Source organism: Exiguobacterium sp. OS-77 (genome assembly GCF_000414195.2).
GTDB classification, from domain to species: domain Bacteria; phylum Bacillota; class Bacilli; order Exiguobacteriales; family Exiguobacteriaceae; genus Exiguobacterium_A; species Exiguobacterium_A indicum.
Genome location: NZ_DF239008.1, coordinates 2,465,968 through 2,478,642, shown reverse-complemented (window position 1 = coordinate 2,478,642; position 12,675 = coordinate 2,465,968). Strand labels below are relative to the sequence as shown.

Genomic DNA, 12,675 nt, shown 5'->3' with positions numbered 1-12,675 from the left:
CGAACATAATGTTAAGATAATAATGTCTGGTGGCGATAGCCAAGTGGTCACACCCGTTCCCATGCCGAACACGGAAGTTAAGCACTTGAACGCCGAAAGTAGTTGGGGGCTTCCCCCTGTGAGGATAGGACGCTGCCAGGCGATCGTTCCGCAATAGCTCAGCGGTAGAGCAACCGGCTGTTAACCGGTAGGTCGTAGGTTCAAATCCTACTTGCGGAGCCATTTATTACTTCTTCACCACGTACAATGGAGAGCTGTCCGAGTGGCCGAAGGAGCACGATTGGAAATCGTGTAGGCGTCAAAAGCGTCTCAAGGGTTCGAATCCCTTGCTCTCCGCCATCATCACTTTCAATTCATAATGGCCCGTTGGTCAAGCGGTTAAGACACCGCCCTTTCACGGCGGTAACACGGGTTCGAATCCCGTACGGGTCACCATTTATAGCGTCGCGGGGTGGAGCAGTCTGGTAGCTCGTTGGGCTCATAACCCAAAGGTCGTCGGTTCAAATCCGGCCCCCGCAATTACATACGGTCCTGTGGTGTAGCGGTTAACATGCCTGCCTGTCACGCAGGAGATCGCGGGTTCGAATCCCGTCAGGACCGCCATTGTTAAGGCTTTGTAGCTCAGTTGGTAGAGCAAAGGACTGAAAATCCTTGTGTCGGCGGTTCGATTCCGTCCAAAGCCACCATCTTTATTAACAACATGATTTTCCCATTTGTGGGGGGGTAGCGAAGTGGCTAAACGCGGCGGACTGTAAATCCGCTCCCTCGGGTTCGGCGGTTCGAATCCGCCCCCCCCCACCACCATAGGGGCATAGTTTAGCGGTAGAACTACGGTCTCCAAAACCGTCAGCGCGGGTTCGATTCCTGCTGCCCCTGTTTACCATGGCGATTGTGGCGAAGTGGTTAACGCACCGGATTGTGATTCCGGCATTCGTGGGTTCAATTCCCATCAGTCGCCCTCTTATTATTGGGCTGTAGCCAAGTGGTAAGGCACTGGATTTTGATTCCAGCACGCGAAGGTTCGATCCCTTCCAGCCCAGCTTTTCAAGCGGAAGTAGTTCAGTGGTAGAATACGACCTTGCCAAGGTCGGGGTCGCGGGTTCGAATCCCGTCTTCCGCTCCAATGAGTGGCGCCATAGCCAAGTGGTAAGGCAGAGGACTGCAACTCCTTTATCGTCAGTTCGATTCTGACTGGCGCCTCCAACTATTTCTCAACTAAATAGTTTTGCAAGAGATTGTGCCGGTGTGGCGGAACTGGTAGACGCGCACGACTCAAAATCGTGTTCCTTTGGAGTGTCGGTTCGATTCCGACCACCGGTATCTTGCGGGTGTAGTTTAATGGTAAAACCTCAGCCTTCCAAGCTGATGACGAGGGTTCGATTCCCTTCACCCGCTTTATACTTTTTACACAATCTGATGTTTCACCTGATCATGCGGGTGTAGTTTAATGGTAAAACCTCAGCCTTCCAAGCTGATGACGAGGGTTCGATTCCCTTCACCCGCTTACCAAAAAAGAGCAATGTGTCGTTTTCGCTGACACCTTGCTCTTTTTGTTTAGGAAGGAATCTTAACAGGAAAGGAGTGAGTCGTGATGGATGGTGTACAATTGAAACTGGCTTTACAAGAGTACGCAGCAGAGATTGGGATCGATGAGCTGAAGGTGACGACGGCTGATCCATTTCTTGTCTTAAAACGTCGCTTGCAAGCGCAACAAGAAAAAGGATTCGCTTCTGGTTTTGAAGAGCCCGATCTCGATCTTCGAACGACACCGTCTCTACTCGTTGAAGATGCTGCTTCGATCATTGCCATTGCGGTAGCGTATCCAAGTACTCTCAAAAATGCACCTCGTGGTAAGGAAGGGGAGCGACGGGGAATCTTTTGTCGATCGTCCTGGGGACTCGATTATCACCAGGCGTTGCGACAACGCTTAACGTTACTTGAAGAAAAAATTCAAGAATTGAGTCCAGGTGCAAGGACGCGCTCGATGGTCGATACAGGAGAACTCGTCGATCGTGCAGTAGCAGAACGAGCAGGTATCGGATTCAGTGGGAAAAACTGCTCGATCATCAGTGAGGAGCACGGATCCTATCTCTATCTTGGTGAACTGATTACAGATATCGTCCTACCGCCGGATCAGCCAGTCGAAGAATTGTGTGGGACATGCAATAAGTGTATCGACGCTTGTCCGACGGATGCGCTTGTTGAACCTGGCGTCATCGACGCTAAACGGTGCATCTCGTTTTTGACGCAGACGAAAACATTACTGCCAGAACCATTCCGAATGGCGCTTGGGAACCGTCTATACGGTTGTGATACGTGTCAGCAAGTATGTCCGTATAACCGGAAGAAAAATGCGACACATCACGCTGAACTGCAGCCGGATCCAGAGCAAGTCAAACCGCTCTTAGTTCCACTCTTATCTATGAGTAACCGTGAGTTCAAGAGCCGGTTCGGGACGTTGTCTGGCGCATGGCGTGGAAAGAAGCCGATTCAGCGTAATGCGATTTGTGCGCTCGTCCATTACCGAGACAAGAGCGCGATTGAAGCGTTACGGTTAATGACAGAAACGGATGCCCGGGAAGACATGCGGGCACTGGCACTCTGGGCAGTCGGCCGGATTGGCGGAATCGATGAGAAGTCGTACATCGAATCACGTCTTTTAGCCGATATTGCAGTGGATGTGCAAACCGAAGGACAACGGTTACTTGAGGAGTGGGGGGAAGCAGATGCCATTTCAACAGCTCACTTATGAGTTTGGTACGTTGCTCGTCGCATGGGAAAAAGAGCACATCGTGTATCTCGATTTTGGATTGAATGAAGAGCGTGCTCGAACCTATTTGCAAAAAGAAACCGACGACGGTGAATTACCGAATGCTTGGCGCATGGCGTTTGATCGTTACGCAGTAGGCGATCGACAAGCGCTTGATGCACTTCCTTGTCAGTTGCGTGTCACGCCTTTTGCAGAGCAAGTATTGCACGCTTTACGAACCGTTCCGTTTGGTCAGACGATCAGTTACGGTGAACTGGCTCGAATGATTGGGAAACCAAAGGCAGCACGAGCCGTTGGCGGTGCCTTGAACCGGAATCCGATCGCGCTAATTTATCCGTGTCACCGTGTCATCGGGGCGACTGGTAAACTGACGGGTTTTGCAAGTGGGATTGCCCATAAAGAAGCGCTTTTAGCGCATGAGATAGGAGAGAATTAAACCATGGCTATTCATGTCGTTATGTATCAACCGGAGATTCCTCAAAACACAGGAAATATTTCACGAACATGTGCAGCGACGCATTCCGTCCTTCACTTGATCCGACCGCTCGGCTTCTCGACGGACGATAAGCAGCTTAAACGTGCGGGTCTCGATTACTGGGAATTCGTCGATGTCCGTTATCATGATTCGTTAGAAGAACTGTGGGAGAAGCATCCGGAGGGGATTTTCTACTATATTACGAAATATGGAGAACAGTACCCGAGCCAGATCGACTTATCGGACGTCGAACAGGATTATTTCTTTGTCTTTGGTCGGGAAACAAAAGGATTGCCGCTTGAAGTCATCGATGCGAACGCGGAGCGTTGTATCCGTCTCCCTCAATCGAACCTCGTTCGTTCACTGAACGTCTCGAACACGGCAGCGATCATCGTCTATGAAGCATTGCGTCAGCAAGGATATGCAGGTCTTCTATAAAGCAAAAGCTCCATCCTGATTCAGGATGGAGCTTTTATGAATTATTCGTTACCTTCAGGTTTTTTGTTGTAGCCTGCAGTGAAGATTGCTGTCAAAAACGCAAGACTTACGCCGACCATTAAGATAAATGCCATTTTTGTTTCCCCCTTCAGTCTCTTGAACCGATATAATCTATTATAGTATACCTGTAAGTGAAATTGTGTGCTACATATGAATTTTCTATGAATGGAGACTCCACATGCGTACGAATGTTTACCTGTTAAGTTATGCCCCGCTGATCAGCATCTTGTTATTTAGTACATCCCTTGCAATTGCAACGACAGAACTCGCATTACATTGGCTCGATCAAGTTGGTGTGTACGATGAACTACTGCAACTCTTGACGGCGCGCGATACGAAGCTCGTCGTTTGGCTCGGCTTTTTGATCGTCTACTTCATGATCTTCAGTTCATTGAAGTTATTATCGGATACGATCAATCAACTCGGTTTCGCCTTTTTCATCAAGGAACAAGAGGGGACGACACTCGGCATGTTACGTCCGGGTAGTATTCTGTTACTTATCGGAGGTTGTGTCAGCTTTGCCTTCATGACGTCCTTCTTACATGTCGGAATCGTGTTGCTTGCGTCCTTCCTCATCTATTTTATCTTTTATACAGTACAAATCAGTAAGATGACGAGTGCAGCAGGAGCCGTCGGATTGATCATCTTCTCCTTCTTGGCCTGGGGCGTTCTACTTGCTGGTCTATCATGGGTCGGTTTGACTTTATTTAATTCCTTCGGGGAAGCAATTTTATTTCCGAGTTGACTCAAGGGCGTAAAATCGTTGCCCACGTCTTAACCTGTAGCGTTGCATTCGCTTCGACAGGGAAAGGACGCGGGCGATCTGCCCCTAGCCAAATCCCTCCGATATGTTGATTTTTGATGCCAACGAACCACATATCCTTATTGTCGTTCGTTGTTCCTGTTTTTCCTCCAATATAACGAGCAGAGGAGTCAAATCCTTTGCGTCCCGTTCCATACGTCATGACATTTTTCAAACCAGCCCGTAATTCCCGGTTCGTCTGACTGGACCAAATCCGTTGTTCCTTTTCTTGTGGTCGTTCGACCGTTCCATTCTTAAGCGTAATACTTTTAATCATCGACGCCGGTCGATAGATCCCGTCATTGACGAATACGGTATAGGCATTTGTCAGTTCATATGGACTGATCCCGTACTGTAAACCGCCTAGAGCACTCGTAAACGCATCATCTTCCCGTGTCCATTGACTGAACTGAAACGGACGGATGGACTTCAATCCTTCCCGGAAGGAGACCGCGAACGCGCGAATCGCTGGTGTGTTGTAGGAATAGGCAATTGCGTCGGCAATCGTCACTCGTCCAAGTATTCGATTTCCGCTATTTGAAGGGCAGTAGCCATCGATACAGACGGGACTACCGTCTAGCGTACTGGACAAGCGGGCTTTCGTCTTCTCGAGATAAGGACCGTAGACAAGTAACGGTTTGATTGCTGAACCAGGCTGTCGGTAGGATTGTACAGCCCGGTTGAATTGACCGGTCAATTCGGATTTATAGCCGACAAGAGCGGTGACTCCGTGTGTTTGTCCGTCGATGCCAACATAAGCACCCTCAATCGGGTTGGGTAGATTGCGAAGAGCTTCTTTAGCCCGTCGTTGTTCTGCTGAGTCGAGATATGTCGAGATGACCGCCCCTTGTTGATGCAGATATTCTGCAGCACGCTTCTCACTCCAACCTTTTTTTTGAGCGGTCATCCGAACAGCAGCTTGAACGGTGGCATCGATATAATCTGGATAAGGAATACGCGGTTTATAGGATCGAGGCGACACACGAGAAACGGTAAATTTATCGGTCAGTACACGATCACGAACTAACGCTTGAACGATTCGTTGCTGGCGCTTTTTTGTATTTTCAGGAAAACGTAGCGGGTCGTAAAGAGAAGGATTATTCGGAATCGCTGTCAAAAAGCTGACTTCTGACCAATTTAACTCGCGTGCCGGCTTATTGAAATACGATTTTGCGGCAAGTTCGATGCCATAAATATTATTCGCGAAATAGGCTTGATTGACATACGCTGTCATCAGTTCTTTTTTCGAATATTTTTGCTCCAAAGACACAGCAATTAACAACTCTTTTATTTTTCTAGTATATGTTTTTTCGTTTGTTAGATATGTCATTCTTGCTAGTTGTTGTGTGATCGTACTGCCACCTTGAGATTTAGAATCAGACTGGTTTTTCGTAAACGCGCGTAAGATTCCTGTGATGTCATATCCGTCATGTTGATAGAAACGCTGATCTTCGATTGCCACAAACGCTTGCTCGACTTTTTTCGGCAATGTTCGAGGTGTTAAGTCATCCCGTCGCAATCCGTCATAGAGCTCGACCCGTTTGTTTTCATAGGTTACGGTGATTGGTTGGTAGGAGGTCAGTGGATGTCGTGTCGTCTGTTCATCGGCCCAGAAAAAAAGTGTGCGTGCTGTTTTTAACTCATCTTTAATTGAAAATAAGGAAAACAGAAGCATCATTGTAAGACCAAGTAAGACGAGATATCCTGTCGTAATTCGCATGAGAACTCCTTTCAAAAAGCCATTTCATTCCTATTATCGGTCTTTTATGGAGAAATCAATAGATTTTTTTTCGATTTTTGTATTTTAATAAACCTATTTTGCAGGAATGTTATATTAAAAAGAGAAAAGATTGGGTATATAGAAGTATCTGTGGATTTTAGAACGCGAGTCATCTGTAAAAAAAGAGCATAAATGGAGGGGACGAAATGGCTAAAAAGAATGTCGTTGCGATGTTACTTGCAGGCGGAGAAGGGAAACGTCTGGGAGCTTTGACGAAACACACTGCGAAACCAGCTGTTGCATTTGGAGGAAAATACCGGATCATTGATTTCCCACTTTCGAACTGTACGAACTCAGGAATCGATACAGTTGGCGTGTTGACGCAATACGAACCATTAGAGTTGAATCGATACCTTGGCATCGGAAGTCCATGGGATTTGGATCGTCGTAATGGCGGATTAACGATTCTTCCACCATACCAAGCACAGAACGGCAAAAACTGGTATGAGGGCACAGCAAATGCTATTTATCGAAACATGAGTTATATCAATCAATTTGACCCTGAATATGTTCTTGTTCTATCAGGCGACCATATTTATAAAATGGACTACGAAAAGATGATTGAGGAACACCGTGTGACAGGTTCTGATGTCACGATTTCCGTACGTGAAGTACCATGGGACGAGGCACCGCGATTTGGTATCCTCAATACGGACGATGACTTACGAATCAATGAATTCGAAGAAAAACCAAAAAATCCGAAATCAAATCTTGCATCGATGGGGATTTATGTCTTTAACTGGGATATCTTAAAACGCCACTTGATTCAAGATGCCGGCGATGCAGAATCAAGCTTTGACTTCGGTAAAAATATCATCCCGAACATGCTTTTTGAAAATCTCAATATCCGTGCGTATAAATTCAAAGGATACTGGAAAGACGTCGGGACGATTCAATCCCTTTGGGAAGCGAACATGGATCTATTGACGGCAGAGCCTGAATTCGATTTGTACGAACCGTCATGGAAAGTACATTCGGTCAACCCGAATCAGCAACCACAATACATTGGAAACGCTGCGACAGTCGAGACATCGATCATCAACGAAGGATGCCACATCGAAGGAGAAATCAATCATTCGGTTCTCTTCTATGGTGTCGATGTAGCAGAAGGATCACTCGTCAAAGACTCGGTCATCTTCCCGAACGTCAAAATCGGACGAGACGTCACGATTCACCGGGCGATCTTAGCAGATGGCGTGATCGTAGAAGATGGTGCAACGATTGGTTCTCCAGACGGAGAAGTTTTCGTCATCGAAGCAGACAGTATCGTCAAGAAGAACGAAGTCATCAAAGAAGCGATTCAATAAGGGGGATATTCGAATGAAGGTCGATTTATTAGGTGTCATCAATCTGAGTGGGGAAGAAGGCTTTTTCAAGGAATTGACGGAGCATCGTAACTTAGCGGCAGTTCCATTTGCAGGGCGTTATCGGTTGATCGATTTTACATTAACGAACATGGTACAAAACGATATCGCGAATATCGGGATTTTTACGCTCGAGAAATATCGTGGCATGATGGACCATCTTGGATCTGGTAAAGAGTGGGATCTTGACCGTTCAAATGGTGGACTCTATATCTTCCCACCTGCATTGTCACAAGATGCGAACGAGTTCCGTGGGGATCTATCGAACTTCCACCTTCACCGTGATTTTTTCCTTCGCAGTAAGGAAAACTATGTCGTCGTCTCTGGTTCAAACATCTTATCCGCGGTGGATTATCGCGATGTATTACGTGAACATAAAGAATCGAATGCGGATATTACGGTCGTCTATACGAAGCGTGAACTACCTTGTAAATACTGCCGCCCGATTCGTTTTGGTGAACAGAATCGCGTGACAGCGATTGGATCACGCGGATTCCAGCCGACGGATGAGACGTTCTACATGGAGACGGTCGTTCTATCGAAAAATCTCTTTGTTCGTTTAATTGATGAAGCGATTGCTCGTGGTGAGTACGATTTACTTCAGAGTATCATTCGTTCGCAACTGAACCGTCTACACGTGCACGGTTATGAGTACAGTGGTACATCACAAGTCATTCACTCGCTTCGTTCATACTATCGTGAGAGCATGCTGTTGCTTGAACAATGGGGAGCAATTAATGACTTCCAGCACGTCTATACGAAAATCAAGCATGAGCCACCGACACGTTATCTACCGGGTTCTGACATCAAGAACTCACTTGTCGCGAACGGCTGTAAATTAGAAGGAACGACGACGGACAGCATCTTGTTCCGTGGTGTCAAAGTCGGTAAACACGCTCGTGTCAAGAATTCGATCATCATGCAAAAATCAGTCATTGAAGAGGGCGCAGTCGTTGAGTACGCGATTCTCGATAAAGAAGTCACCGTCAAACGCGGTCAAGTCATCCGCGGAACGGCAGAAGAACCAATCGTCATCAAAAAACAAACAATCGTTTAAAGGAGATGTCATTCATGAAGGTATGGTTTGCTGCCACGGAAGCGACACCCTTCATCAAGACAGGGGGGCTAGCTGACGTCGTCGGCTCGCTCCCTTTAGCGCTTGCTGAGGAAGGGGCGGACGTTTCGGTCGTCTTACCCAATTACGGTCAAATCAAGGAGCAATACAAATCAGAGATGGAGTTTTTATTCGACTTCATCGTACCGGTCGGCTGGCGTCAGCAATTTGGTGCTGTCCTCCGATTGAAACAAGATGGTGTGACGTTCTATTTCATAGATAATGAGTACTACTTCAAACGGGATGGCGTCATTTATGGACATTACGATGATGCGGAACGGTTTGCGTATTTCTCACGTGCTGTCCTTGAGATGATTCAACATCTAGATCGAAAGGAAGTACCGGATGTTATCCATTGTCACGATTGGCAAACAGGTGTGATTCCAGCGTTCTTACGCATCCATTATCAACATCTTGAGCGCTATCAAGACATTAAAACGGTCTTTACGATCCACAACTTACAATACCAGGGTGTCTTCCCGGAAGAAGTGCTCGGTGACTTACTTGGTTTGAGTCATGAACATTTCACAGCGGATGGGATCGCTCATAACGGTCTCGTCAATTACATGAAGGCAGGACTTGTCCACTCCAATCAAATCACGACAGTCAGTCCATCGTACCGTGATGAAATCATGGATCCGTATTACGGTGAGACACTTGAGCCGGTCTTGCAACATCGCGCTGTCGACGTGCGTGGCATCTTGAACGGAATCGACTATCGTCAATTTGATCCTGCTCATGATACGCATCTCGTTGAGACGTATTCCGTTGATACCGTCACGGAAGGAAAAGCAAAAAACAAGGCTGCCTTACAAGAGGAACTAGGTCTCCCGATCAATCCGGACGTACCACTGTTCGGTTTCGTTTCTCGTCTTGTCGACCAAAAGGGAATCGATTTACTCGCGCATATCTTACCAGATTTGTTCGAACTCGATGCGCAGTTCATCATTCTCGGATCGGGTGAAGCGGAATATGAAGGGTTGTTCCATCATGCGACATCGATTCGTCCAGACAAAATCGCTTCTTATATCGGATTTGACGTTGGTCTCGCACAACGGATTTATGCAGGAAGTGATGCTTTCTTGATGCCTTCGCGTTTTGAACCGTGTGGTCTCAGTCAGTTGATTTCGATGAAGTATGGCTGTTTACCGGTCGTTCGGGAAACAGGTGGGCTCCGTGATACGGTTAAACCGTTCAATCAGTTCACGTTAGAAGGAAATGGATTCTCGTTCGCGAATTATAATGCACATGAGTTTTTAGAAGCGATTAAACGTACGATTGAGGTTTATCATGATCGACCAGTCTTTGAGCATTTGATTGAGACAGCGATGAATGAGGACTTCAGTTGGTTGCGTTCAGCCGACGAATACTTGGCTTTATATCGTTTGATTGCACCGTCCGCCACTTGATCGTATCACTGGGAAAAGGGGTTACGTCATGTTCAAAGATAAAGAGAAGTTCAAGGAGAGGTTTACGGAACGATTCGTTTCGATGCATGGCAAGGCAATAACGGAAGCAACAGAAAACGATATCTATCAGACACTTGCCTATCTGGTACGTGAGACGGTCACGACCGACTGGTTACGGACGAAGGAAACGTATATCCATAAAAAAAGTAAGCAAGTCTATTACTTTTCACTCGAGTTTTTACTCGGACGTTTCCTGCATAACAACCTATTGAGTCTTGATGTCTTAAAGGATGTGGAACGGGGACTTGACGAACTCGGATATCAGCTCAGTGATTTGACAGAAGAAGAGCCGGAACCTGGACTTGGGAACGGAGGGCTCGGTCGTCTCGCGGCGTGTTTCCTCGATTCCCTGGCTGCGCTGGGGCTGCCTGGACACGGGAACGGGATCCGGTATCAGTACGGTCTGTTTAAGCAAAAAATCATTGATGGTTATCAAGTCGAGTTACCGGATAACTGGCTGAAGAACGGGAACATGTGGGAAATCAGACGTTCTGATAAAGCGGTCGATGTTCCATTCGGTGGACATGTCTGGCTCGAAGAAGTCGGTGATGGATATCGTGTCCATCATGAGCCGGCTGAAATCGTCCGTGCTGTTCCGTACGATATGCCGATCGTCGGCTATCAAAACAAGGTCGTCAATAACCTGCGACTCTGGAGTGCTGAGTCTCCACTTGATGATGATGAATTACTTAGCCAATACCGTGGGAACTATAAAGATTTACTGGCACATAAACAATCGATTCAGACGATTTCAGAGTTTCTGTATCCGGATGATACGACGTATGAAGGAAAAGAGTTGCGTTTGAAGCAACAATACTTCTTTGTCTCTGCCGGATTACGGAGTATCTTGACGTCCTTTAAAAAGCGAAATCATTCATTGAAGCAACTCGGCAACCATATCGCTATCCATATCAACGATACACATCCGGTCGTCGCGATTCCGGAGTTGATGCGGATTCTTGTAGATGAAGAAGGATTTGGATGGGAAGAAGCATGGCGGATCACGAAGAGTGTCATGTCGTTTACGAACCACACGTTACTGTCAGAAGCACTCGAGCGCTGGCCGATCGATTTGTTCCGTCGCTTGTTACCGCGCATCTACCTCATCATCGAGGAAATCAACCGACGCTTCTGTAAGGATGTGCTTGCAAACTATCCACACATGGAAGCGCATATGCGAGATATCGCCATCATCGCGGATGACCGGATCAACATGGCGAATCTGGCTGTCGTCGGCACGCATTCGACGAATGGTGTCGCTCAGATTCATACTGAGATTCTGAAGCAGCGCGAGATGCGACTATTTTATGAGATGTTTCCGCTTCGCTTTAATAATAAGACGAACGGAATTACACATCGTCGCTGGTTCCTCTCATCGAATCCAGCACTGGCAAATCGTGTGACAGAAGCAATCGGGGATAGTTGGATTCAGCATCCGTCCGATTTGCAAAAGTTGACGAAATGGGCAGAAGATTCAGCATTACAGAAGGACATCGCCGAGATCAAACTTCAGCGTAAAGAAGAATTAGCGTTGCTCATTGAAAAAGAAACCGGGATCGTCGTGGACCCGACCTCGATTTTTGATGTTCAAGTCAAGCGATTGCATGCGTACAAACGTCAACTCTTGAATGCGTTACACATTCATTCACTTTACTATCGTCTGAAGGAAGACCGTTCCTTCACGATGACACCGCGGACATTCATCTTTGGTGCAAAGGCGGCGCCAGGCTATCATTATGCAAAAGAAGTCATTCGTTACATTAATGCATTGGCACGCTTGATTAACGATGATCCAGACGTCAGTCCGTACTTGAAAGTCGTTTTCCTAGAAAACTATCGTGTATCGCTTGCTGAGAAAATCTTCCCGGCAAGTGACGTCAGTGAACAGATTTCGACTGCAAGTTATGAAGCCTCTGGAACCGGCAACATGAAGTTCATGATGAATGGTGCACTGACAATCGGAACGCTCGACGGAGCGAACATCGAAATTCGAGACGAGGTCGGGGATGCGAACATCTTCATCTTCGGCTTAACACCGCAGGAAGTCATGAATTATAAGCAGTACGGTGGTTACAGTGCATACGATCAATACAGTGCCCAACCCGAGCTACGACGAATCATCGATAGTCTCGTTGATGGAACATTATTTGCTCCAGGTGAATTCCAAGCGATTTATGATTCATTATTGACGTATAATGATGAATATTTAATTTTAAAAGATTTCTTATCCTACCAACAAGCGCAGGAACGAATCGATCGGATGTATCAGCAACCAGAAGAATGGTATAAACGCGTCATTCTTAATATTGCACGGTCAGGTGTGTTCTCAAGTGACCGCACGATTAAAGAGTATGCGAATGCGATCTGGAACATCAAACCGATTCAACTCTGAACAAAAAGACA

Annotated in this window: 9 protein-coding genes, 15 tRNA genes and 1 rRNA gene; 24 read left to right on the top strand and 1 reads right to left on the bottom strand. The window is 46.7% G+C overall.

What is annotated here, in order from left to right:
* Nucleotides 1-25: 25 nt before the first annotated feature.
* The 20 genes from rrf to EXG77_RS12680 all read left to right on the top strand — a co-directional run bounded on the left by rrf (nt 26) and on the right by EXG77_RS12680 (nt 4,488).
* Nucleotides 26-141, top strand: a 5S ribosomal RNA gene (rrf, locus tag EXG77_RS12775).
* Nucleotides 142-147: 6 nt separating this feature from the next.
* Nucleotides 148-222, top strand: a tRNA-Asn gene (locus EXG77_RS12770).
* Nucleotides 223-248: 26 nt separating this feature from the next.
* Nucleotides 249-339, top strand: a tRNA-Ser gene (locus EXG77_RS12765).
* A 21-nt stretch (nt 340-360) separates the two neighbouring features.
* Nucleotides 361-435, top strand: a tRNA-Glu gene (locus tag EXG77_RS12760).
* A gap of 10 nt (nt 436-445) precedes the next feature.
* A tRNA-Met gene (locus EXG77_RS12755) sits at nt 446-519 on the top strand.
* An 8-nt stretch (nt 520-527) separates the two neighbouring features.
* Nucleotides 528-603, top strand: a tRNA-Asp gene (locus tag EXG77_RS12750).
* 7 nt (nt 604-610) lie between these two features.
* Nucleotides 611-686: transfer RNA gene (locus EXG77_RS12745), tRNA-Phe, on the top strand.
* 31 nt (nt 687-717) lie between these two features.
* Nucleotides 718-801, top strand: a tRNA-Tyr gene (locus EXG77_RS12740).
* 4 nt (nt 802-805) lie between these two features.
* Nucleotides 806-876: transfer RNA gene (locus EXG77_RS12735), tRNA-Trp, on the top strand.
* Nucleotides 877-885: 9 nt separating this feature from the next.
* Nucleotides 886-958 (top strand) — tRNA-His (locus EXG77_RS12730).
* Nucleotides 959-968: 10 nt separating this feature from the next.
* Nucleotides 969-1,040, top strand: a tRNA-Gln gene (locus EXG77_RS12725).
* An 8-nt stretch (nt 1,041-1,048) separates the two neighbouring features.
* A tRNA-Gly gene (locus tag EXG77_RS12720) sits at nt 1,049-1,123 on the top strand.
* A 6-nt stretch (nt 1,124-1,129) separates the two neighbouring features.
* Nucleotides 1,130-1,203: transfer RNA gene (locus tag EXG77_RS12715), tRNA-Cys, on the top strand.
* Between the two features lie 36 nt (nt 1,204-1,239).
* A tRNA-Leu gene (locus EXG77_RS12710) sits at nt 1,240-1,320 on the top strand.
* 4 nt (nt 1,321-1,324) lie between these two features.
* Nucleotides 1,325-1,395 (top strand) — tRNA-Gly (locus EXG77_RS12705).
* Between the two features lie 38 nt (nt 1,396-1,433).
* Nucleotides 1,434-1,504: transfer RNA gene (locus tag EXG77_RS12700), tRNA-Gly, on the top strand.
* 87 nt (nt 1,505-1,591) lie between these two features.
* Nucleotides 1,592-2,752 (top strand): tRNA epoxyqueuosine(34) reductase QueG, encoded by a 1,161-nt coding sequence (queG, locus tag EXG77_RS12695; protein ID WP_023467317.1) that lies wholly within the window; start codon nt 1,592-1,594, stop codon nt 2,750-2,752.
* Nucleotides 2,727-3,206, top strand: a complete 480-nt coding sequence (locus EXG77_RS16635) for a methylated-DNA--[protein]-cysteine S-methyltransferase (RefSeq protein WP_023467318.1) — start codon at nt 2,727-2,729, stop codon at nt 3,204-3,206. Before queG ends, EXG77_RS16635 begins: the two co-directional genes overlap by 26 nt.
* 3 nt (nt 3,207-3,209) lie before the next feature.
* Nucleotides 3,210-3,683 carry a tRNA (uridine(34)/cytosine(34)/5-carboxymethylaminomethyluridine(34)-2'-O)-methyltransferase TrmL gene (gene trmL / locus EXG77_RS12685; RefSeq protein ID WP_023467320.1) on the top strand — a complete coding sequence of 158 codons (474 nt, stop codon included), beginning with the start codon at nt 3,210-3,212 and terminating at the stop codon, nt 3,681-3,683.
* Between the two features lie 238 nt (nt 3,684-3,921).
* Nucleotides 3,922-4,488: a DUF5366 family protein gene (locus tag EXG77_RS12680; protein ID WP_023467322.1), complete on the top strand. Its 567-nt coding sequence runs from the start codon at nt 3,922-3,924 to the stop codon at nt 4,486-4,488.
* Nucleotide 4,489: 1 nt separating this feature from the next.
* Here the strand turns inward: EXG77_RS12680 and EXG77_RS12675 are convergent, their stop codons facing one another.
* Entirely contained in the window at nt 4,490-6,265 is a 1,776-nt protein-coding gene (locus EXG77_RS12675) for a transglycosylase domain-containing protein (protein ID WP_035398492.1), read from the bottom strand.
* A gap of 206 nt (nt 6,266-6,471) precedes the next feature.
* Between EXG77_RS12675 and EXG77_RS12670 the strand changes: the two genes are divergently transcribed.
* From EXG77_RS12670 to EXG77_RS12655, 4 genes are read left to right on the top strand one after another with little or no spacing between them, the layout of a single operon-like run.
* Nucleotides 6,472-7,632 (top strand): glucose-1-phosphate adenylyltransferase, encoded by a 1,161-nt coding sequence (locus tag EXG77_RS12670; protein WP_023467324.1) that lies wholly within the window; start codon nt 6,472-6,474, stop codon nt 7,630-7,632.
* 13 nt (nt 7,633-7,645) lie between these two features.
* Complete coding sequence (gene glgD / locus EXG77_RS12665; RefSeq protein ID WP_023467325.1) at nt 7,646-8,746, top strand: glucose-1-phosphate adenylyltransferase subunit GlgD; 1,101 nt, start codon at nt 7,646-7,648, stop codon at nt 8,744-8,746.
* Nucleotides 8,747-8,760: 14 nt separating this feature from the next.
* Nucleotides 8,761-10,212, top strand: a complete 1,452-nt coding sequence (glgA, locus tag EXG77_RS12660; protein ID WP_029340919.1) for a glycogen synthase GlgA — start codon at nt 8,761-8,763, stop codon at nt 10,210-10,212.
* 28 nt (nt 10,213-10,240) lie between these two features.
* Nucleotides 10,241-12,664 carry a glycogen/starch/alpha-glucan phosphorylase gene (locus EXG77_RS12655; RefSeq protein WP_035398490.1) on the top strand — a complete coding sequence of 808 codons (2,424 nt, stop codon included), beginning with the start codon at nt 10,241-10,243 and terminating at the stop codon, nt 12,662-12,664.
* Nucleotides 12,665-12,675: the final 11 nt, after the last annotated feature.